The sequence below is a fragment of the Candidatus Palauibacter irciniicola genome (genome assembly GCF_965208695.1).
GTDB classification, from domain to species: domain Bacteria; phylum Gemmatimonadota; class Gemmatimonadetes; order Palauibacterales; family Palauibacteraceae; genus Palauibacter; species Palauibacter irciniicola.
On the sequence record NZ_OZ242352.1, the window covers coordinates 3,386,693 to 3,409,128 of the forward strand.

Annotated in this window: 18 protein-coding genes; 15 read left to right on the forward strand and 3 right to left on the reverse strand. The window is 70.1% G+C overall.

Annotated features, from left to right (window positions below):
* Positions 1-13 precede the first annotated feature (13 nt).
* The 15 genes from ACOGI9_RS14695 to ACOGI9_RS14765 all read left to right on the forward strand — a co-directional run bounded on the left by ACOGI9_RS14695 (position 14) and on the right by ACOGI9_RS14765 (position 18,771).
* Positions 14-745 (forward strand): 5-oxoprolinase subunit PxpA, encoded by a 732-nt coding sequence (locus ACOGI9_RS14695; protein ID WP_419857846.1) that lies wholly within the window; start codon positions 14-16, stop codon positions 743-745.
* 7 nt (positions 746-752) lie between these two features.
* A complete protein-coding gene (locus ACOGI9_RS14700; RefSeq protein WP_419857847.1) occupies positions 753-1,424 on the forward strand; it encodes a 5-oxoprolinase subunit B family protein in 672 nt (223 codons plus the stop codon).
* A complete protein-coding gene (locus ACOGI9_RS14705) occupies positions 1,421-2,380 on the forward strand; it encodes a biotin-dependent carboxyltransferase family protein (protein WP_419857848.1) in 960 nt (319 codons plus the stop codon). The genes ACOGI9_RS14700 and ACOGI9_RS14705 overlap by 4 nt, the downstream gene beginning before the upstream one ends.
* Before the next feature lie 76 nt (positions 2,381-2,456).
* Complete coding sequence (locus ACOGI9_RS14710; RefSeq protein ID WP_419857849.1) at positions 2,457-3,236, forward strand: DUF5715 family protein; 780 nt, start codon at positions 2,457-2,459, stop codon at positions 3,234-3,236.
* Between the two features lie 86 nt (positions 3,237-3,322).
* Positions 3,323-5,671: a TonB-dependent receptor gene (locus ACOGI9_RS14715; protein WP_419857850.1), complete on the forward strand. Its 2,349-nt coding sequence runs from the start codon at positions 3,323-3,325 to the stop codon at positions 5,669-5,671.
* On the forward strand, positions 5,659-6,570 hold the full coding sequence (locus ACOGI9_RS14720) for a DUF4249 domain-containing protein (protein WP_419857851.1): 912 nt from the start codon (positions 5,659-5,661) through the stop codon (positions 6,568-6,570). Before ACOGI9_RS14715 ends, ACOGI9_RS14720 begins: the two co-directional genes overlap by 13 nt.
* Before the next feature lie 51 nt (positions 6,571-6,621).
* Complete coding sequence (locus tag ACOGI9_RS14725) at positions 6,622-7,416, forward strand: sterol desaturase family protein (protein WP_419857852.1); 795 nt, start codon at positions 6,622-6,624, stop codon at positions 7,414-7,416.
* A 61-nt stretch (positions 7,417-7,477) separates the two neighbouring features.
* A complete protein-coding gene (locus ACOGI9_RS14730; protein ID WP_419857853.1) occupies positions 7,478-8,575 on the forward strand; it encodes a serine hydrolase domain-containing protein in 1,098 nt (365 codons plus the stop codon).
* 99 nt (positions 8,576-8,674) lie between these two features.
* On the forward strand, positions 8,675-10,579 hold the full coding sequence (locus ACOGI9_RS14735; RefSeq protein ID WP_419857854.1) for a PQQ-binding-like beta-propeller repeat protein: 1,905 nt from the start codon (positions 8,675-8,677) through the stop codon (positions 10,577-10,579).
* Positions 10,580-10,598: 19 nt separating this feature from the next.
* Positions 10,599-12,710 carry a prolyl oligopeptidase family serine peptidase gene (locus ACOGI9_RS14740; protein WP_419857855.1) on the forward strand — a complete coding sequence of 704 codons (2,112 nt, stop codon included), beginning with the start codon at positions 10,599-10,601 and terminating at the stop codon, positions 12,708-12,710.
* On the forward strand, positions 12,707-14,506 hold the full coding sequence (locus ACOGI9_RS14745) for a gamma-glutamyltransferase (RefSeq protein ID WP_419857856.1): 1,800 nt from the start codon (positions 12,707-12,709) through the stop codon (positions 14,504-14,506). Before ACOGI9_RS14740 ends, ACOGI9_RS14745 begins: the two co-directional genes overlap by 4 nt.
* Before the next feature lie 38 nt (positions 14,507-14,544).
* The gene (locus ACOGI9_RS14750) at positions 14,545-15,666 is read left to right on the forward strand and encodes an amidohydrolase family protein (RefSeq protein ID WP_419857857.1); all 1,122 of its coding nucleotides are present in this window, start codon (positions 14,545-14,547) and stop codon (positions 15,664-15,666) included.
* 38 nt (positions 15,667-15,704) lie between these two features.
* On the forward strand, positions 15,705-15,989 hold the full coding sequence (locus ACOGI9_RS14755; protein ID WP_419857858.1) for a cory-CC-star protein: 285 nt from the start codon (positions 15,705-15,707) through the stop codon (positions 15,987-15,989).
* Positions 15,983-17,002, forward strand: coding sequence for an ArsA family ATPase (locus tag ACOGI9_RS14760; protein WP_419857859.1), 1,020 nt, complete (start codon positions 15,983-15,985; stop codon positions 17,000-17,002). The genes ACOGI9_RS14755 and ACOGI9_RS14760 overlap by 7 nt, the downstream gene beginning before the upstream one ends.
* Positions 16,999-18,771 carry a carbon starvation protein A gene (locus ACOGI9_RS14765; protein WP_419857860.1) on the forward strand — a complete coding sequence of 591 codons (1,773 nt, stop codon included), beginning with the start codon at positions 16,999-17,001 and terminating at the stop codon, positions 18,769-18,771. The genes ACOGI9_RS14760 and ACOGI9_RS14765 overlap by 4 nt, the downstream gene beginning before the upstream one ends.
* Before the next feature lie 16 nt (positions 18,772-18,787).
* On the opposite strand, the gene ACOGI9_RS14770 is transcribed toward ACOGI9_RS14765, so the two are convergent.
* From ACOGI9_RS14770 to ACOGI9_RS14780, 3 genes are read right to left on the reverse strand one after another with little or no spacing between them, the layout of a single operon-like run.
* Positions 18,788-19,318: a DinB family protein gene (locus ACOGI9_RS14770; protein ID WP_419857861.1), complete on the reverse strand. Its 531-nt coding sequence runs from the start codon at positions 19,316-19,318 to the stop codon at positions 18,788-18,790.
* Between the two features lie 19 nt (positions 19,319-19,337).
* Positions 19,338-21,863: a cache domain-containing protein gene (locus ACOGI9_RS14775; RefSeq protein WP_419857862.1), complete on the reverse strand. Its 2,526-nt coding sequence runs from the start codon at positions 21,861-21,863 to the stop codon at positions 19,338-19,340.
* A gap of 41 nt (positions 21,864-21,904) precedes the next feature.
* On the reverse strand, positions 21,905-22,393 hold the full coding sequence (locus ACOGI9_RS14780) for a c-type cytochrome (RefSeq protein WP_419857863.1): 489 nt from the start codon (positions 22,391-22,393) through the stop codon (positions 21,905-21,907).
* Between the last annotated feature and the right edge of the window lie 43 nt (positions 22,394-22,436).

The following is a 22,436-nucleotide window of genomic DNA, read 5'->3' on the forward strand; positions in this document are numbered from 1 at the left end:
GGTATCTTCCCGCATGCTGATCAACTGCGACATGGGCGAGAGCTACGGGCCCTGGGAGAAGGGGGCGGATGAAGCGGTGATGCCGCTCATCGACCAGGCGAATATCGCCTGCGGCGGTCATGCCGGGGATCCCGACACGATGGCTCGGACGCTCGAACTGGCGACTGAGCACGGCGTGCAGGCGGGGGCGCATCCGGGCTACCCCGATCGGCGGAACTTCGGGCGCCTGCGGCTGGACTGGCCGCTCGACTCGCTGGTGCTCGAAGTGCAGGCGCAGATCGGGGCGCTGCGGGGCATCGCGTCTGCGCTGGGCGTCCGGCTGCGGCACGTGAAGCCCCACGGGGCGCTGTACCTCGCCATGATGAAGGACGACCGGCTTCTCACGCGGCTGGCGGAGGGCGTGGCGGCGCTGGATCCGTCGCTCGCGTTCGTGCTGCAGGCGACGCCGGAGCGCGAGCGGCACGCGGCGATGCTGGAGCACACGGAGTTGACGCTGGCGTTCGAGGCCTTCGCGGATCGGGCCTACGCGGCGGACGGGCACCTTCAGGCGCGCGGGATCGACGGCGCCGTCCTCTCCGATCCGGACGCCGTGGCCGGCCACGTGGCGAATCTCGTCGATGGATTCGTGGAGACGCCCGCGGGTCCTCTGCCCGTGGCGGCCGAGACGCTGTGCGTTCACGGCGACAACCCCTCCGCCACGGCCGTGCTCCGCCGCATCCGCGAACTCGTGCCGCGGAAGACGTAGATCGCCGGTGATCACCTTCCCGGGGCCCGTGAGCGCCCTGGTCACGCTTCCGGTGGCGCCCGACCGGGACGGCATCGCTCGCGTTCTCGAACTCGAACGCCTCGCGCGCGACGCGTTGCCGGATCTCCGCGCGACGATTCCGGCCTTTAGCCGGCTGCTAATCGAGGGGTCGCCTCACAGTTGGGACGCGACGGAGGTCGAGTCCAGGCTGGCCGCGGCCGCCGAAGCATGCCTCGCGGAGACGCCCCGGATCGACGCGGGCGACCCCGTTTCGCTGCCGGTGTGCTACGACCCGGAACTGGCCCCCGACCTCGAGGACGTGGCGGCGAACGCGGGCGTGGACGTGGCGGAGGTGGCGCGGCTCCACAGCCGCGCGGCGTACGCCGTCCTCGCGACCGGCTTCGCGCCGGGGTTCGCGTACATGGGCGACGTGGACGCGCGGATCGCGATGCCGCGCCTCGCGACGCCCCGGCCTCGGGTCGAAGCGGGGTCGGTGGGGATCGCGGACCGGCGCACCGGCGTCTATCCCGCGGCGGGGCCGGGCGGCTGGCGTCTGATCGGCCGCGTGCCCTCGGCGCTCTTCGCCGACGCCGCCGAGCGGATCGCGCGCTTTCGACCGGGCGGCTCGGTCCGGTTCCGCCCGATGGACCGCGACGAGTACGAGGCCGCGGGCGGATGAGCCCGCACGGCGTCGTGGACCGCCCCGGGCCGTTGTGCACGATCCAGGATCTGGGCCGGCGGACCGGTCGCCGCGCCGGGCTGGCTCCCGGGGGCGCGATGGACCAGCGCGCCTACCTCTGGGCCAACCGGCTGCTGGGCAACGATCCGGCGGCGGCCGCGCTCGAGGTCACCCTGGGCGGCTTCGCCCTGCGCTTCGCCGTCGAGACGGCGGTGGCGCTGGCGGGGGCCGACTGCGCCGCCACGCTCGACGGCGTCGAAACGGGGACCTGGCGCACCGTACGGGCACGGCCGGGCCAGGTGCTCCGGCTCGGCTACAGCGCGACCGGCATGCGCGCCTTCGTCGCGTTCCCCGGCGGCCTCGATGTCCGCACGGCGTTCGGCTCCGCGTCGGCCGTCGTGCGCGACGGATGGCCGGGGCTGCTCGGCCGGGCCCTGCGCGCGGGCGAACCGCTCCGCTGGGGCGACCCCGGGCGCGCCTGTCCGGTGCGGCGCGTGCCCCGCGAACTCGTCCCGCCCGAGACGGCCTCGCTGACGCTGCCGTTGATCGTCGGCTACGAGTGGGCCGAGTTCTCGAAGGCGGACCGGGAGCGCGTGTTCGACGCGGAATGGACCCTCGACCCGGCGAGCGACAGAACCGCGGGCCGTCTGGCGGGTCCCGCCCTGGGTTCGGGTCCGCGCGTCCTCGATTCGACGCCTCTCGTGGACGGGACCGTTCAGGTCACGGGCGACGGCCTGCCGCTCGTCTTCATGCGGGACCGCCCCACGATCGGCGGCTACGCGAAGCTCGGCTCCGTGGACCCGGTCGCGCTCGACGCGTTCGCGCAGGCCCGGCCCGGCACGCCCATCCGCTTCGCCCGCGCCGACTCCGAAGCCATCCGCGAAGCGCTCGCCCGGAGGGAGCGTTTCTTCATGATCCAGGACGTCGCGGCACGCTTCCCGACCGGCAAAAGTTGAACGTCGAAGCTCTGCTGGCTTATATTTCAGGTTCGGGTGCAGTTCGGGTGGGGTGGATCAGCGGGGTGGAGGCATGGTGAAAACCTGGACGATGTCGCCGCGCCACGGCGCGCGGTCCCTTCGGAAGTGGCGTCCCTTCGTTGCGGTGTCGTCCGTTCTTCTCGCTGCGGCCCTGCCCGGTGAGATCTCGGGACAGAGTCTCCGCGGGTCCACGAGTTCGCTGGACCGCCAGAACCGCGTCGCACGCGCGCACGACTTCACGTACATCGCCACGCCCGCGCAGATCGAGCGCTTCGTCAACGCCGGCTATCTCGTGCGAGTGCCCGCCTCGGCGGACTACGTACTCCACGATCTCTCGTTCCCCTACGCCCGGCCCGAGGTCAACCTGTTCATCTCGCGGCTCGCCCGGCAGTACCGGAGCGCCTGCGGCGAGCGGCTCGTCGTCACCAGCCTGACGCGCCCGAAGAACAAGCAGCCGCGAAACGCCTCCCCCCGCTCCGTACACCCCACCGGCATGGCGCTCGACCTGCGACGCCCCGACCCGAAGTGCCGCGGGTGGCTCGAGCGCGTGCTGCTCCAGCTCGAGGGCTCGGGGGTGCTCGAGGCGACTCTGGAGCGGCGCCCCCCGCACTACCACGTGGCAATCTTCCCGCAGCAGTACGCCGCGTACGTCGAGCGAATCACACGCGCGCAGCAGCAGTACGTCGCCGGCGGAGGGCGCTATGAGGTGAGGCCGGGCGATTCGCTCTGGGAGATCGCCCGTCGCCACGCCACGACCGTGCCCCGTCTCCGGTCCGCGAACAACCTGAGCGGTAGCCGGATTTACCCGGGCCAGGTCCTCACGCTTCCCGGCTGAACTCCGCGGACGAGCGGGCGAGGGAGGTCGTCATTCGTTTCCGGAGCAGAGCGGCGCTGACGATCCTGGCCCTGGCCCAGGGGGCCGTGGCGGCGGCGGGAGCCGGCGGGGCCTACGCCCAGGAACCGGAGCCGGTCCGCCTCTCGGGCTACGTACGGGTGGCGGAGAACGACGAGGTGATCCGGGCCGCCCGGCTCGACATCGAAGAGCGTGGCCTCATCATCGGGACGAACCGGTTCGGGTTCTACTCGGTCGAACTGCCTCCCGGCCGGTATTCGATCCGCGTCTCCAGCCTCGGCTACGAGACCGTGACCGAAGCCGTGGATCTCCGGGAGACGACCTCGCTCGACTTTGCGCTCCCCCTCAGGCCGGTCGTCGTGTCGGAACTCACGGTGACCACCGACCGGGAACCTCCGGACCTCGACCCGGCGAGCCTGGACATGAGCGTCGTCCGGCTCGATGTCCCATCCCTCTCCGAACTCCCGCTTGTCCTCGGGGAGGCGGACCCGGTCCGCACGCTGACCCTCTATCCGGGCATCAGCACGGCGAACGACGCGACGACCGCGATCAACGTGCGCGGGGGCGCCGGCGACGAGAACCAGATTCGTCTCGACGACTCCGAGGTGTTCAATCCGGCCCATGCCATCGGCCTCTTTTCGACCTTCAACTCGGACGCGGTGGGGGACGTCACCCTCTACAAGGGCGGGATCCCGGCCCGCTACGGCGGCCGGCTCTCCTCCGTGCTGGAGATCCACCAGCGCGAGGGGAACTCGCGCGAGTTCGAGGGGGCGGCGACGATCGGCCTCCTCTCCAGCCGCCTGAGTCTCCAGGGACCCCTCTTCGACGGAAGGGGATCCTGGCTCGTCGCGGGCCGCCGCACCTACGCGGACCTTTTTCTGGGCCTGTCGAGCGACCCCTCGATCCAGGAGAGCGCCGCCTACTTCTACGACCTCAACGCCAAGGCGAACGCGCGCTACGGCGCCACCGGCCAGGTGATGCTCTCCGGCTACTTCGGCCGCGACCGGCTGCGGATCGGCACCCAGGCCTCCGCGGCATGGGGAAACGCAACGGGCACGCTGCGCTGGAACCACGTGTTCGGCCCGGTCTTCTCCCACCTGACCGTGACCTACAGCGACTACGAGTATCACATACAGAACAACTTCAACGCGCAATCCGCCTCGCTCGACGCGGGGATCCGCAACTTCAGCGTAACCGTCGACGAATCGTGGGACGTGGGCCCGTCGGATCGGCTGGAGTTCGGACTGGGGCTCCGCAGCTACGAGATCCAGCCCGCGAACATCGCCCCCGGCGAGGGCTCCGCGGTGATCGCGACGGAGTTCGAGTCCCGGAAGGGCATCGCTCCCGAGGCGTACATCGAGCACGAAACGGAGATCGGGCGCCTGGGGCTCCGCTACGGGCTTCGGGCGGCCGGCTTCATCCGCCGGGGTGCGGCCACCGTCTACGGCTACGAGAACGACGCGCCCGTGGTATATCGTCCGGCGCTGGGCCGGTACGAGCCCGGCGCCGTCGTGGACAGCACGCGGTACGGAAACGGGGAGACGATCGTCTCCTACGGGGGCCTCGAACCACGGCTCGGATTGCGCTTCAGCCTCAGCGGCGCCGCGTCGCTCAAGGCGAGCTACTCCCGCACGCGGCAGTACCTGCGGTTGGTGACGAACACGAACTCACCCACTCCGCTCGACCTGTGGGATCCCGTGGGGCCGTACGTGAAGCCGCATGTCGCGGACCAGTTCGCGCTCGGCTACGTGACCACGCTCGCCGGGGGGCGCTACGCGCTTTCCGGAGAGGTCTACCACAAGCGGGCGCGCCACCTGATCGACTACGTGGACGGAGCGGACATCTACTTCAGCCGGCGGCTCGAAACGCTTCTTCTCCCGGGCGAGGGACGCGGGTACGGGGTGGAATTCCTCCTGAGAAAGACCCGCGGCCGCCTCACCGGATGGGCGAGCTATACCCTCGCCCGCTCGGATCAGCGGACGCCCGGGCTCACGGCGGCGGATCCCGGGGTCAACGGGGGAGACTGGTATCCTTCTCCCTACGACCGGACGCACGATTTCGCCCTGACGGGACTGTACAGGATCGGCGAGGACTGGAGCCTCGGGGCGAACTTCGTCTTCGCCACGGGGCTGCCGACGACGTACCCCGTCGCGCGGTATGAGTTCGCGGGCCTGATCCTCGGCGAGTACGGGCCGCGGAACGCCAGGCGCCTTCCGGCCTATCATCGTCTGGACGTGTCGGCCACCAGGAGGTGGGGCCGGGGAGAACTCCAGTTCGGACTCTTCAACGTGTACAACCGCTTCAACGCGCAGGCGATCGCCTTCCGCCAGAACCGGGACTCGCGCACCGTCACCGAGGCGGTGGAGACGGCCGTGTTCGGCCTGGTGCCCAGCATCAGCTACCGGTGGAACTTCTGATGCGCGGCGGCGGCGGGAATCGCGCGGTGACGGCGGGCCGCCTGCTCGCGCTGGCCGGGTGTCTTGCGGCCGCGGGCTGCGAACGGGTCGTGGACGTCGACATCCCCGATCCGGAGCCGAGACTCGTCGTGGAAGGTCGGATCGAACGCATCAAGGGTGCGCCAGGCGATGCGCCGAGCGGAAGGCAGCGCATCCGGCTGTCGACGACGGCGGGCTTCTTCGACAGCCGTCCGACCCCGCCCGCAACGGGCGCCATCGTCACGGTCGTGGATGGAGCCGGCCGGGCCTACTCGTTCCCGGAGATCGAGCCGGGCCTGTACGGGACGGAACACCTCGTCGCGAGCGTCGGCGAGACGTACACGCTCTTCCTCGAGTACGGGGGCGACGTGTACGAGGCGTCGGCTCGGCTGCGGGAGGTCCCCCCGATCGATTCGCTGTACTTCGTGTACGAAGAGGAGACGCTCTTCATCGACGAGGAAGGCTATCGGGCCGCGATCGACTTCGTGGATCCGGCCGGGGTCCCGAACTACTACCTGTGGGAACAACTCGTCGAGGGCGTGAACGAGATCCCGCCGGACCCCGGAAACGCGATCAATCTCGTGAGCCGGGACGAACTGTACGACGGGCAGGATGTGATCGGCTTCCAGCCGAACGATGAGATCGCCATCGTGCCCGGCGAACACGCGGAGATCCGCCAGATCTCGCTCTCGAGGCTGGGTTACGACTACTACTACTCGCTCTTCGAGCAGAATGCGCTCGGGTCGGCGAACCCCTTCTCCATCCCGCCCGCCACCATCCGCGGGAACATCGTGAATCTGGACCGCCCGCACCGGTTTGCGTTCGGCTTCTTCGGGGCGGCCGAAGTGAGTATCGCGGAGGGGGTCGCGCCCGCCCGATAGCGGGTCCCCGGCCCGTGCCCGAATCCGGCTCGCCGGGCTATGTTCGCTTCCGTGTTCGACGATCCCGGTACTCTGAAGGCGGCGGGGGCCGCCCTCGCGCTCGCCATCCTGTGGCTGGTCGAGGGTGTCCTCCCGATGTTCGAGGGGCGGAGCGCAAGGGCGGGACACGGAGCGCGGAACGTCGCCCTCGGCGTGGGGAACGCGGCGGTGGCGGCCGTCATCTTCGCCGCGGCCACGCTGTTCGTGACGGAGGCCGCGAGGGAACGCGGCTTCGGGCTGCTTCACCTGCTCGAGGCTCCGACCGCGGTGCGGTTCGCGGCGGCCGTCGTGATCTTCGATGCGTGGCAGTACCTGTGGCACCGGCTGAATCACCAGGTGCGGTTCCTGTGGCGCTTCCACCAGGTCCACCATTCGGACGCGGAACTGGACGCCACGTCGGGCCTCCGTTTTCACACGGGGGAGATCGTGCTGTCCTCCATCGCGCGGCTCGCCGTGCTTCCCATCCTCGGCGTGACGGTGGCGGAACTCCTCGTCTACGAGGCGATCCTTCTCCCCATCATCCTCTTCCACCACAGCAACGTGCGGTTGCCCGGCCGGGTGGACCGGCGCCTGCGCTGGCTCATCGTCACGCCGTGGATGCACTGGGTCCATCATTCCGACTACCGGCCGGAGACCGACTCGAACTACTCGAGCATCTTCTCCTTCTGGGACCGGGCCTTCGGGAGCTTCCGGCTCCGGTCCGAGCCGCGCGAGATCCGTCTCGGGCTCGAGAACGTGGACCGCTCGGAATGGGGGACGCTGCGCGGGATGCTCTCGATGCCCTTCCGCCGGGACCGCCGCGAGTAGGCGGGCTTTGCGCGAGCGCCGCCGGAGGGAGTGCGCGCCCCGCCTGACTGCCGCCTTCTGCATGGCGGCGCTGGCGGCGTGCGACAGTGCGGCCGCGCCCGTCGATTCCGGGGATACCGCCGACGGACCCGATCCGGTTCCCGCGCCCGTCGACCTGTCGCGGGCGTGGGCCACGTCGACGCCCGAAGCGCAGGGGTTCGATCCGGAGTTGCTGGGGGGCGCGTTCGCGGATGCGGCGAGCGCCGTGCCGAACATCCGGGCTCTCGTCGCGGTGCGGAACGGGCGGCTCGTCGAGGAGGCATACTTCGGCGGCATGCACCGGGACTCGGCCTTCGACATGCGGTCCGTCACGAAGACGGTCACGGCGCTGCTCGTCGGCCTCGCCTCGGGCCGCGGGCTCCTGGACCCGGAGGATCTGATGACGGACCGGCTGTCGCATCCGTCGCGGCGGTCCGAGCATGGCGGCATCCGCGTGCGCGACCTCCTCACGATGACGAGCGGCATGCAGTGGTCCGACGAGGAGGACTTCGGCCCGTGGGTCCGTTCCGGCCGGCCCGTCGGGTACGTCCTCGACCTGCCCATCGTCGCCCCTCCGGGTCGGCGATTCATATACAACACGGGGGGATCGCACCTGCTGACGGTCATCGTCGAGAACGTGGTCGATGGGAGCGCGCTGGAGTTCGCGGAGCGGGAGTTGCTGGGCCCGCTCGGCATCGACCACAAGCGCTGGCCGGTCATGCAGGACAGCGTGATCGTGGGCGGTGCCGCGCTGGCGCTCCGTGCGCGCGATGCCGCGAAGATCGGACAGCTGCTTCTGCAGGGCGGCCGATCCGGGTCCCGGCAGATCGTATCTCGCGCGTGGGTGGAAGCGCAGATCGGTCCGCTCGTCTCGCTGGGCGACATCGGCTACGTCCTGCGGGACGCGGGGTACGGCTATCAGACCTGGAGCGACCGCCTGGGCGGCGGCGACGACGTGTCCGCGTTCGTGATGTGGGGCTACGGGGGCCAGTTCGTGTGGGTCGTGCCGGATCGGCAGCTCGTCGTCGTGGCCCAGACCCACTGGCGCGGCACGGGCGATCACGATGGGAGACAGGCCGACGCGGTGGCCGATCTCATCGTGCACCGCGTGATCGAGGCCGCGCTACCCGTCCGCCGCTAGCGGCGGACCGGGCTCGCCGCTGGCGTCGCGCCGTCCCGCAACGGAACGTGAGGGCCTATGTTCCACGGGCTGCGATTTCCCGTTCCGGAGAAACGCCTGATGCGCATCGTTGCCGCCGCTTTCACCGCCGTAGTCGCCGGCAGTGCCCTGATCGCCGGATCCGGGCCGGCCGCCGCCCAGGCGCGGGCACGGGGGCTGCTCGATCCGCCCCCCATGGATGACAGTCCCGGCATGCGGGTGTACGCCGCCTCCTGCGCGGAATGTCATTCCGGACAGCGCACGGTGCGCGCCCCCGGCCTCACCACGCTCGGCGCGATGACGCCCCGCGCGGTCCTCAGTTCGCTGGAGGGAGGCCGCATGCGCCGGCACGGCGAGGATCTCACGGCGGACGAGCGCCGCGCCGTGGCGGAGTGGCTCACCGGCGAGACCCTGGTCGAGACCCGCCTCCCGTCCTCCGCCTTCTGCGCGAGCGCGCCGGGCGAGGAGGGCGTCGTGCACTGGTCGGGCTGGGGCGGCGGCGACGGCGAGACGGGCTACGCGGATCCGGCCCGCGCGGGGCTCACCGCCGCCGACCTGCCGAATCTGGAACTCGCGTGGGCCTTCGGCTTCCCGGACGTAAGCCAGGTGCGCTCGAAACCGGCCGTCATCGACGACCGGATCATCGTGGGCTCGGCGTACGGCGAGGTGTATTCCATCGACCTGGAGAGCGGTTGCGTGCACTGGGTGTTCGCGGGCGACGCCGCCGTGCGCGGCGCGATCGCGATCGGCGACGGCCCCGACGGCGGGCAGTCCGCCTTCTTCGCGGACTTCCGGACGAACGTGTACGCGATCGACGCGACGACCGGCGGCCTCCATTGGCGCGCCGTTGCCGGAACCCACGCGGATCACGTCGTCACCGGGAGCGTGACCGTCCACGAGGGCCGCGTCTTCGTCCCCCTCTCTTCGATGGAGATCATCAGCGCCGGCGATCCGACCTACGAGTGCTGCACGTCCAGCGGGGGCGTCGCCGCCTTCTCGTCGCCGACGGGCGAACCGCTGTGGGAGTTCCGGACCGTGGCCGAGGAACCGCGGCACGTGGGAGAGAACGAGGCCGGAACCCGCCTCTTCGCGCCCTCCGGGGCGCCGGTGTGGTCGAGCCCGACGGTCGACGCCGCGCGCGGCCTCCTCTACATCGGGACCGGCGAGAACTACACGCGGCCGACGACGGGCGGGAGCGACGCGATCACCGCGCTCGACATGGAGACGGGCGAGGCCCGCTGGACCTTCCAGGGGCGGGAAGACGACGCCTGGAACATGTCCTGCCTTTCGCCCCGCTTCCAGAACTGCCCCGCGCCGACGGGCCCGGATCACGACTTCGGCATGGCCCCGATCATCGTCACCGCCGAGGACGGATCCCAGCTCCTCATCGCCGGACAGAAGTCCGGCATGGTGTGGGCGCTGGACCCCGACGCCGAAGGCGAACTCGTGTGGGCGCGCCGGGTCGGGAGGGGAAGCTCTCTCGGCGGCGTCCACTGGGGCCTCACATCCGACGGACGCCGGGCCTACGTGCCGAACGTCGACAACCCGTTCGCCATCATCTCGGACCCGCGGTCCGGGGCCTCCACGCAGATGAACTCGGAGGACCCGCCCACGCCCGGCGTCTACGCCCTGGAGCTCGCCGGCGGCGAAGTCCTCTGGCACACTCCCCCGGATCCGTCCGTGTGCCAGGGCCGGGCCGGCTGCATGCCCTTCTTCTCCGCGGCCCCGACCGCGATCGACGGGGCGGTGCTGGCCGGGAGCCTCGACGGCCACCTGCGCGCCTTTTCCACGGAGGACGGCTCGCTGCTGTGGGATGTCGACACGGCGCGCGAGTTCGAGACCGTCAACGGCGTGCCCGGCCGGGGCGGCGCCCTCGACGGACCCGGACCCGTCGTCGCGCGCGGCTACATCCTCGTCAACTCGGGATACGACCTGTTCAGCCAGATGCCCGGAAATCTCCTGCTCGCCTATCGGGTACGACGCTAAGCCTGTTTCGGAGGCCGCCATGCGCGTTCGCAACTCTCGACCGATCCTCTCGATCCCCCTCGCCGTGCTCCTCGCGGCGCCCGGACTCGTCGCGCAGGAGGGGCGGCCGCTCGAACTCGCGGACTACTATCGGCTGAAGGACGCGGGGAGCCCGGCCCTCTCGCCCGATGGGTCGCGGGTGGCCTACGTCGTGACGTCGGTCCTCGAGGAGGACAACCGTCGCCACAGCGAGATCCGGCTCGTGGACGCCGACGGTTCCGGGGAGGCCACGCGGGTGACGAGCCCGAGCTTCAGCGCCTCCTCGCCCCGCTGGAGCCCCGACGGCCGCTACCTCGTCTTCACGTCGAATCGGCCGGACCCGGGCGGGTCGGGCGCCGGGAGCACGTGGTTCCTCCGCATGGACCGGCCGGCCGGCGAGGCATTCCGGCTCGAGGGGCTGCGAGGCTCGCCGGTCTTCAGCCCGGACGGCCGCTGGATCGCGTTCACCCGACCGACGCCACCCCCGCCACCGCCGGAGCCCGTGTGGGATTCCGACTTCGAGCGCCGCACCGTGGAGCGGTTCGACGGCCGCGAGTACGACTGGATGAACTATCGCTTCGACCGGCGGGGTTACCTCCCCGACCCGCGCGATCCGAACGCAACGCCTCCCCGCGAGGTGTACCTGCTGCCGGCCGAGGGGGGAGAAGCGCGGCGGCTCACGGAACTTGGCTTCGACGCCTCCGGGCTCGCCTGGAGCCCCGATGGCCGGCGGCTCGCGTTCACCGCGGACGCGCACCAGCGCGATGAGCACTCGTACGAGCGGTCGGATCTCTGGGTCGTCGACCTCGAAGGCGACGTGACGCGGCTCACGGACGACGGCTACAACTACTCCTCCCCGGCCTGGTCCGCCGACGGTGCGCGCCTCGTCGTCCGGGGCAACGAGGGCCTGGACATCATCATCCGCGAAGCCCGCGACCGCGGGGCGCCGAACGACCTCTTCGTGTTCGACGCGGCGAACGGGGCGCGGCTCCGCAACCTCACCGCGGAGTGGGACCTCATCCCCGGCGGCCCCACCGTGAGCGCCGATGGCGGGCACGTCTACTTTTCCGCGGGCATTCGCGGCAACACGCACCTCTTCCGGGTCGCCGAGGGAGGGGGGGCGGTCGAGCAGGTGACGGCCGGGGACCGCCGACTCGGGAGCTTCTCCTTCTCGGAAGACTTCTCGCGCGTCGCGTTCCGGGTCACGGCGCCGACGGAACCGGGTGACGTTTGGGTCGCGGACGTGGGTGCCCCGACGGACGACGAGGTGCGGCTGAGCGAGGTGAATCGAGACCTGCTCGCCGGGATCGAACTGTCCAGCCCGGAGCGGCTCCTGTTCCGGAGTCCCGATGGGACCGAGGTCGAAGGCTGGATGCTCCCCGCGCGCGGTTACGCCGCCGGGCAGGGCGGATTCCCGATGGTCCTGCAGATGCACGGCGGACCCCACGGAGCCTACGGCAACACCTTCTCGTTCGACCAGCAGCTCCTCGCGGGACAGGGCTACATGGTGCTGTTCACGAATCCGCGGGCCTCGACGGGATACGGCGAGGACTTCCGCTGGGGGACGTGGGGCGGCTGGGGCTTCAACGACTACGACGACGTGATGGCCGGCGTCGACCACGCGATCGAACGCTACGAGATCGACACCGCGCGCATGGGCGTGACCGGCTATTCCTACGGGGGATACCTCACGAACTGGGTCATCACGCAGACGGACCGCTTTGCCGCCGCCATCGCCGGGGCCTCGATCTCCAACTGGGTCAGCGACTACGCCGTTGCGGACATCCCGCGCACGAAGGAGAGCGAGTTCTACGGTCCGCCGTGGGAGGAACGGGGGCTTGAGCACCTCCTGCGTTCTTCTCCCATCATCCACGCGAAGGGTGTGACGACGCCGACCCTCTTCGTCCACGGGGAATCGGACCACCGGGTTCCGATCGAGGAGGCGGAGCAGATGTACGTGGCGCTCCGGAAGCAGCAGGTGCCCGCCAGGTTCGTGCGCTATCCCGACTCCTACCACGGGGGCTGGACCCCGTGGCGCATGGTGCACCGAATGTGGGTTCAGCTCGAATGGTGGGAACAGTGGCTCCGTCCGTCCGCGACCTCCGACCAATGAGCCCGGCCGTGAGCTGTGCCGCGCGCGGCTCCGTGCGCGGTCGCCCCCTTGCGTGCCTCGCCGCTCTCCTGGTGCTGGCGGCGTGCCAGGCGGAGCCGGATCTGTCGCCGGAGCGCTGGGCCGCCGACTACGAACGGTTCATGGAGGCGCAGCTCGTGGACCGGACGGAAGCCGGCGTCGCGACGGGGGAGAACGGGGCGGTCACCGTCGCGTACAACGGGCTCGCGGCGCGCGCCGGACTGGAGGCGCTGAAGCAGGGCGGGAACGCCATCGACGCGGCGATGACGACGTCGCTCATGCAGGTCGCGCTCACCGCGGGCGCCCCGATCAGCTACTTCGGCATCCTGTCGCTCGTCTACTACGACGCGGGCACGGACCGCGTCTACACGATGAACGCCGAGTGGAACACGGTGCTCGGAGAGGACGATCCGGCGAACATCCCCGGCGGGATCGATCTCTCCTCTCCCGACGGGCGGTACGGTACCGACGTGAGTGGGCGCACGGCGCTCGTCGGCGGGTTCATGAAGGGCGTCGGGGCCGCGCACGAGCGGTTCGGAAGGCTCCCGTGGGCGGAGATCTTCAAGCCCTCGATCCATGTCGCCGAGCAGGGCTTTCCCATCTCGAAGAAGGTGGAGGGCTACTGGGAGGGGCGGGCCGCGGATCTCGCGCGGCTCCCGGAGACGAAGGCGACGTTCCTGAAGGAGGACGGCTCTCCCTACGTCGAGGGAGACGTGCTGCGCCAGCCCGCGCTGGCCGCGACGCTGCGCGCGGTGGCCGAACAGGGGACCGGCTACATGTACGGCGGCCCGTGGGCCGAGAAGGCGGCGGCCGCGATCCAGGCGGACGGGGGGCGGATGACCGTCGAGGACCTGGCGGCCTACGAGGTCATCTGGGACGAGCCGCTCGTGGCCGACCTCGGTGACGGCTGGGAGCTGTACACGAACCCTCCGCCGAACGCGGGCGGGGTGGCGATGATCGAAGCGCAGCGGCTCGCGGCGGCTTCCGGGCTGCTGGCGGAGGGCCACTGGACGGAGTCGCCGGAGGCCCTGCGGACCGCGCTCGACGTGACCCGCGCCTCGCTGCTCGACTTCCTGCCGCCGGAACTGGCCGCGTCGCTCGTCGGCGGCGAGTTCACGCCGGCGGCGCGCGTCACGCCGGACCACGCCGACCGGCTCTGGAACGTCATCCAGGCCGGGCTGCCCTTCGGAAACTGGGCGCCGCGCGGCCCCGGCCACTCCGATGACGTCGTGGCCATCGACGCCGAGGGCAACATCGCCGCGATCACGCACAGCATCAACGCGGTCCTGTGGGGCAAGACCGCGATCGTCGTGGACGGGATCACGATCGGCGATCCGGCGTCCTTCCAGCAGGCGCAGATCGCCCGCCTCGAGCCGGGATCGCGGCTCCCCGCGCCCACGCAGACCGGGATCCTGTTCCGGGACGGGCGGCCCGTGCTCGGATTCGCGTCGATGGGGTCCGGCCTCCACCACCGGACCTTCCAGGGGCTTCTGAACGTGATGCGCTACGGGATGGCTGTGGATGAGGCGATCGACACGCCCGACTTCTTCCTGCCGAATACCGATCCCGCCACCGGCCAAATGACCTTCCGCATACCGGGCGGGAAGTTCCCGGCGGAGGTCCTCGACGGAACGGGATACGCGTACGAGGAGATCTATCCCATGGAGGCCCGCTTCGGCGGCGAGGGGCTGTGGGTGGCGATCCAGCGCGATCCGGAGACGGGCGAACTGCGCGCGGCGTCCCACAACCGCAACAACAGCGCCGCGGTGGCCTATTGAGCCCGCGCGCACGAAGCCGCGCGGCGGGTGTACTGGCGATGGCGCTGCTCGCCGCCTGCGCCACGGGGCGCGGTCCGGTCGCGACGCCCTCCGTCGCCGTCGCCGCGACGCCTTCCGCCGAAACGGGTGCCCCGGTTCCGGCGACGACCGCGGGACCCGCGTCCGGAACGGTGCTCTTCCACGACTCCCACTTCCATCTCCTGAACTACATTCAGCGCGGCCCGACGGCGCGCGAGTTCCTGGACATGACCGCCGGGCGGGTGGGGCGCGTGGCCATGTTCGGGATCCCGTTGCAGCAGAAGTGGGACTACTTCCTGTCCGGCGACCACGCGCCGGACTACTACCTGAGCACGAACGCCGACCTGTACTACTACTCGTTCGTGGACGCCGTGATCGCGCGGGAGTACCTGTCGCTGTCCGAGGAGGATCGCAGCCGCGTCGACCCCATGATCACGGGCTTCAACCCGACGGACATGTACGCCTCCGACCACATCGAGCGCGTCCTGCTCACCTTCCCCGGCGTGTTCGCCGGGATCGGCGAGTTCACCGTTCACAAGGAGTTCGTGTCGTCCAAGGTCGCCGGGCATGCGGCGAGCCTGCGCAATCCCGCCCTCGACCGGATCCTGGCCACGGCGGCGGAGATCGGTCTCGTCGTCATCTTCCACAACGACGTCGACCACGTGCGCCCGAGCGAAACGCCGCAGCACGCGGCGGAGGTGCTGGACCTGTTCGCCCGCCACCCGGGGGCGACGATCATCTGGGCCCACACCGGCCTGGGCCGCTTCGTCGCGCCTGCCGAAGGGCATGTCGTCTGGCTCGAAGGTTGGCTGTCCGATCCGCGCTACGACCATGTAGCGCTCGACATCTCCTGGGACGAGGTGGCCCGGTACATTGTGGGCGACGACGCGAGCGCCGATGCGTGGGCGAACCTGATCGGGCGGCACCCGACGCGGTTCCTGTTCGGCACCGACGCCGTGGCCCCCGCCGCCTGGGAGGACTACGTCGCCAACTACACGGTCTACGACCCGCTGTGGGCACGTCTCGATCCCGCGGTCCGCGCCCAGCTCGAACGGCTCAACTACGAGCGCATCTTCGACGCGGCCATTCCCCGCGTCCGCGCCTGGGAGCAAAACCGGTTGACCGGCGGCACCGGAGGCTGAGTGCGACTCGGAACGCACCCGGATCAGAGGATGATCGCATGCCTGTGACAACGACGGTGCCGCGCTGGCGGCGCCGGCTCAGGGAGGCGCGCGAGATCTACGAGGGGCTGTACATCGCCCCGTACCGCGCGACGATCCATCGCGAGTACCTGCGGCAGCACGACGCGTTCATGCTGATGGGGTTCTCGGACCTCCTCGGCGTGCCGAACCCGGTGCAGTTCTACATGCTCGAGCTCTATCCGTCGCTCATCGAGGAGTTTCACGAGTGGCATGTCCGGGTCGGGATGGAGCGCGGGCCCGAAGGCGGCTTCCGCTGTTGCTGAACGACGCGAGTTCGCAGCAGGCCCCGCTGCCGTTCCCGGACCGGCCGGTCCTCTTCTTCGGCGGCAAGGGCGGGGTCGGGAAGACGACCATGGCCGCCGTCGCCGCGCTCGACATGGCCGCGCGCGGGCGGCGGACGCTTCTCGTGTCCACGGACCCGGCGCACTCCACCGGGGACGTGCTCCAGGCGAAACTCGGAGACCGGCCGCGGCAGGTCGCCGAGGGCTGCTGGGCCATGGAGGTCGATCCGGAGCGGGAAGCGGACCGCTACATCGAGGCCGTCAAGTCGCGCGTGGAGTCGGCCGCGCCGCCGCGGCTCCTGGGCGAGGTCTACCGGCAGATCGACATCGCGCGTGTCTCTCCCGGGGCGGTGGAGTCGGCCCTCTTCGACCGCTTCACGCGGATCCTCGAAGACGAAGGGGACGCCTACGACCGGATCGTCTTCGACACGGCGCCCACCGGCCAGACCCTGCGGCTGCTCTCCCTGCCGGAGTTGATGACGACGTGGATCGGCGGGCTCATCAAGCGGCGGCGCAAGGTGGGAGCCCTCTCCCAGATGTGGAAGAACGTGGCGGGATCGGAGGCGACCGATCTCGACAATGACCCTCTCCTGCGGGCGCTCGAGGAACGCCGGGACCGCTTTCAGGAGGCGCGCCGGATCCTCACCGATCCCCGGCGGACGGCCTTCGTGTTCGTCGTGATCCCCGAACGTCTGCCGATCTGGGAGACGGAGAAGGCCGTTGAGGCCCTGTCGAAACACGACGTTCCGGTCGGGGCCATCGTCGTGAACCTGGTGCTCCCGGAGCGCGATGGCGGCGCGGGAGAGGACCCGTTTCTCGCCGCCCGACGCGAACGCCAGGCCGTCTATCTTGCGAGGATCTCACAGTCTCTCGGAGATTGGCCCGTCCTCCGCGTCGCCCTCCAGGACTCCGATCCCGTGGGGGTGGACGCACTTGGGCGGATTCCCGTACTCGATACCGCCGTACTCGATACTACGGAGGAGGTTGTCCGATGAGCGCGATCGTCCTGCTGGTGATTGGTCTGTCGGCCTTCCTCACGGGAGTCCTCGTCTACTCGCGCTTCATCGCGGGCAGGATCTTCAAGCTCGACCCGGATTTCGTGACGCCGGCGAACGAGTTCCGGGACGGCGTCGACTACGTGCCGACGAACCGGCACGTCCTGTTCGGGCACCACTTCACCTCGGTGGCGGGGGCGGCGCCGATCGTGGGCCCGGCGATCGCGGTGATCTGGGGCTGGCTGCCGGCCTTCCTGTGGGTCGTGCTCGGGACGGTCTTCGCCGGGGCGGTGCACGACTTCAGTGCCCTGTGGATCTCGAACCGCCACAAGGGCCGCTCCATCGGGACGCTGACCGAGTCGATCCTCGGCCAGCGCGCGCGCGTCCTCTTCCTCCTCATCATCTTCTTCCTGCTCTTGATGGTGAACGCCGTGTTCGCCGTCATCATCGCGAACCTGTTCATGGCCAACCCGGGCGCCGTGGTCCCGGTGTGGGGGTCGCTCGTCGTGGCGCTCATCGTCGGCTTCCTGATCTACCGGACGGGGACGGGGATCCTCATCCCCTCGCTCGGGGCGCTCGCCACGCTGTACGTGCTCATCTGGTTCGGCCAGGACATGCCGTTCACGCTGCCCGACTTCATCGGGTTCAGTCCGACCGAGGCGCAAATGGCCGCGGCGGGAGGGGATGCGGCCGCGGCAGGGGAGGCGGCGACGGCGGATGGGCGGCGCGTGGGATGGATCGCGATCCTCTTCGCGTACACGTTCGTCGCGTCGGTGCTGCCCGTGTGGCTGCTCCTTCAGCCTCGCGACTACGTGAACGGGCATCAGCTCTTCGTCGCGCTCGGAATCATCAGCCTCGGCGTGCTCGTGGTGAACCCGGAGGTCGTGGCGCCCACGGTGAACACGGACCTGCCCGCCGACACGCCGGGCTGGCTGCCGCTCCTCTTCATCACGATCGCGTGCGGCGCGATCAGCGGCTTCCACGGTCTCGTGGCGTCCGGTACTTCATCGAAACAGCTCGCGAAGGAGACTGACGCGCGCTACGTGGGCTACGGTGGCGCGATCGGCGAGGGCTCGCTCGCGGTCACCTCGATCATCGCGTGTACGGCGGGCTTCGCCATCTACCTCAGCCGGGACGTGGGCGCGACACAGGGCCTGGCGCTCTGGCAACAGCACTACGGGAGCTTCGAGGCGGCCACCGCGGGCGCCACGACGGCCTTCGTCAACGGGGTCGGCGTGCTCGCGGGGGGTCTGGGGATCCCGGAAAGCATAGCCGTCATCTTCGCCTCGGTCGTCGTGATCAGCTTCGCCGCGACGACGCTGGACACCGCGATCCGGTTGCAGCGCTACATCATCAGCGAGCTCGGCGTCGAGTACAAGGTGAAGGCGATCCAGAACCGCTGGGTCGCGACGGGGATCGCCGTCGCCAGCTGCGCGCTCCTCGCCCTCTCGGTGGACCGGGGCGCCGGCGGCATGATGATCTGGCCGCTGTTCGGCACGACGAACCAGCTCCTGGCCGGCCTCACGCTCCTCATCGTGTCGCTCTACCTGATGGGGAAGGGACGCCCCTTCTGGGTGACGATGATCCCGATGTCGTTCCTCCTCCTGATGACGACCTGGGCCATGATCATCAACCTCGACCGCTACTTCGGGTCGAACGACTGGATGCTGCTCGTGATCGGGGCCGCGATCTTCATCCTCGAGATCTGGCTCCTGCTCGAGGGCGCCGCCGCCATCCGCCGCGTCCGCGCGGGCAGAGCGCAGGCGTAGCCGCCGGACCCCTCGGTCAGGCGGCCAGGATGTCGTGGATGATCGCTGCGTGATGGCGGTGGTGGAGGTGCAGGAAGCGTAGCCACTCGGCGGGCGTGAAGTGGCCCAGGACGTGGTGCGGGAGGGTGAGCCGGCACGCGTCCAGTTGCGCCAGTCGCGGCTCGAGATCCGCCGTGAGCGCCGCAACGCCTCGAAGACCCGCCCGGACGTCGGCAGATGCCAGTCCCTGCGGCAGGGTGAAGTCGGGGGCGGGTCCGCGGCCGCGCGGAATCGATCCGCGGGCCAGGAGCGCGACGCCGAACTCATGCGGGGACTGTTTCCTCGTTGCCGGGTTCGGCGAGGTCAGCGCCTTCAGGACCCAGTCCAGCACGTTCCGGTCGGCGAGCAACAGGTGCTCCAGGTGGTCCTGGACGCTCCACGCCGAGACGTCGGGGGCGGAGACGGCCAGATGGTCCGGGTCGGCGGTTCGTTCCAGACAGCGATCGATGCCCGCGCGGACGCCGGTGAGCGAGTCACGCGTGGTGTACGGATCCGAAGGTCGGTTCACGACGCGGCGACCACGTCTCCTACCAGTTCATGGCGAGGTTGAGCGTCACGCTGTTCGCCGGACCCGACCCCGCGCCGTACGCGTTCCGGCCGCCCTCGACGTTCAGCCAGAGGCCCGAGCCGACGTTGAGGCGCCCGCCCATGTGGTAGCCGTACAGGCTCTGTCCCGATGCGTGGAGCGGCATCAGCGCGACCGGACCCTGAAGCGGGCCCGCGCCGGACGGCCCCGCGCCCGGCTGCTCCGACAGGACCAGTCTCGCGTACGGCGTGAAGGTGCCCCGGCCCCCGAGCGCGTCGACGCCGTATCCGATCTCCGCATCCAGCCGGCGGCTGCCGAATCCGTAGCCGTACCCGTTCGGCGTCACCCCGGTCGCGCCTTGCGCCCAGAGCCGCGCCAGGCCGCTCGCCGTCGACCCCCAGGAAGGACTCGCGCGGAGCGACAGCCCCCGTCCGGCTCCCTGCGGGTTGAGCGTGATGGACCCGCCGAGCCCCCACTCCTCGTAGTGGCTCTGTTCGTGCGCCACGAGCTTGCGCCCGTGCACGGCGATCGTGAGACCCCGCTCCAGGTCGAGGAAGGCGAGACCGCCCCCCAGCTCCATCCCGAAGCCGGTCTCCACGTCGCCCCCGTCGCGTCGCATTCCGACCCGCACGTGCGGCTGGATCATCTCTCCGGACGAGAGCGTGTATCCCCTCGAGGCGTCGAGCATCACGCGCACGCGACTCACGTCGGAGGTGAGTTCGCTCCGACCCTCGACTTTCTCGGACTTCATCTCCGCCACGAAGCCGTCCGACCGCAGCGCGAGCTTGAAGTCACCCGGATCGTCGGCCCGCACCAGTTCGCCCTGCGCCCCCACTCCGACCATGCGCATCGAAACGTCGCTGGAGGGGTCACGCTCACCGCCCCCCGCGAGGTCCAGTTGGCCGAACCCGTATCCGAGCACGCCCCACAGGGAGAGGCGCGGGCTGAGCGCGAGCCGGGCGTACGGGAACGCGCTCGTCAAGCTCGTCGACACGTCGCCGACGTCGTCTTCCCCGGCGCGCCCCAGTTCGAAGCCGCCCGACCCCAGGCTGTGGGACACGGCGAGCCCGGCGAGGAGGGATCCGGACTCGTAGTCGGCGCCCAGCGCGGCGGTGACGATCTCGCCGTGGCCGAACCCCTCATCCTCGCGCCCGGAGAATCGCATCATCTCGCCTGCGCCCCACAGCGAGTAGCTGCCCCCGCCCGCCGCGTCCTGTCCGGGGGAAATCCGGAAGGAGGTTTCGCCAAGGAGTCCGCCCACGGATGTGGGGAGGAACGCCGTCGGCGCCATCAGGCTCGTGGGGGAGGCCGCGGGGGCCAGGGCGTTGAGGCCACCGAGCAGCCCGCCCCCGGCACTCAGCGCGGCGGGGTCGATCGTGCGCCCACCCAGCGTCACCTGATCGGGTCCATCGGATGCGTGCGAGACGCGGTTGCCGATCATCTCCATGGCGTGGCTCGCCACCGAGCGGCCGAACCGTTCCAGCCAGTCCTCCGCGGCCGCCTCCGCTTCCGAGGTGGAGAAGTTCCGGTAGAACCCGGCCCCTACGATGAACTCGACGCCCTGGAAGACGGGCAGGTCGCTCCGCAGCGAGACGGCGTAACTCACCTTGGGGGTTCCGGTGTCCTCATCCCCCTGGACCGTCGGGTCGTCCCAGAAGTACTCGACGAATCCCCCGCCCCCCTGGGCGACGGCGATGACGTCCCTCACGAACATCCGCCCCTGGAAGTCGGTGTTGTCCAGCACCTGCCGCCCTTCCCGCCACGCATCGGCGCCGTGGAAGATGACGAACCCCTGGGGAGTGAAGATGAAGAGATAGATGGGACCGGACTTGAAGTGTCCCCCCTCTTCCCGCAGGAGGGCCTTCCATTCGTTCGCGCGCTCGAAGCCGACCTGCCCGACGAGGTCCCTCAGCCAGACGACCGTCCCGTCCACGAACTGCCGGAGGGTCTCCCGGTCCACGACGTCGGCGGCGGAAATCTCGGGGAGCGGGACCGGAGGCAGCGGCTGCCCCGCGCCGGACAGATCCTGGTAGTATCCCCCGACCACGACCAGATCCACTCCGGCCACCGGAGAGAAGTGCTGCAGCGCGTAGCTATCCTTGCAGCGGGGGTCGTTCGGGTCGTTCGGGTCGTCCCAGCACCACTCGACGAACCCGCCCCCGGCCGCCCCGGCGGCGAGCATCTGCTGAACGACCGGGTTCCCGTCCTCGTCCACGACCCCGAAGACGTTCGTGCCGTCCAGGTTGGGGTCTTCTCCGTGGATGAACACCTGACCGTCGAGGGTCATGAAGATCAGGTACATGTTGCCGAAGTTGTAGTCGCTGCCCTCCGTCCTGACCGCCTGGATCAGTTGCGATCCCTGGTTGATGTCCGTGATGGAGGCAGCGACGGAGGCCGCGTAGGTCACGAACCCCTGCAGGGTCTCCCGGTCCGTCACCTGTCCGGCGGTGACCTTCGGCACCTGTGCGGCGGCGGGGTGCGCCCAGAGCGCGCTTGCGGCCAGACCCAGAAGCGCGAGAACCGGCACCGACGGTCTTGCGTTTCGCAAAACGCCTACCCTTCCATCGATCAGGGATCCAGGTCGAGCGCGATCTCCACCGCGTCCACGTTCTCCGCGGTGAGTTCGTCTTCGCCGGTCGGCATGCCGTTGATCTTGAACATGTAGGCGACGACGTCGACGTACTGTTCCATCGGCATTCCACCCGGGTTGTCCTCCGGCATCGTGGCCACGATCTCGTCGACGAGATCCTTGACGGAGGCGCCGGCCCAGGACTGGATGAACGGACCCCCGAAGTCCTCCTCGAAGTGGCATTCCGCGCAGATGTTCCAGAAGACATCCTCGCCGCGCGTGGCCTGCTCCTCGCTGAACACGCCCTGGGTCGTGTTGGCCGCGGCCGCGGCCTCCTCGGCCTCCGCCGGATCGCCGCCCTCCTCCTGGGCCGCGAGGCTCGAGGCGCCGAGGATGACCGCGACGGCCGCCAGCGGAACCGCCCGCCGGATCGCTTTCCATGGGGCGACGGACGAAAGGCGGTGTGAGCTGTCGTTCGATATGTGCATCAGGATTCCTCTGCGTTGAACGGGTCCGGGAACGCCCCAACCT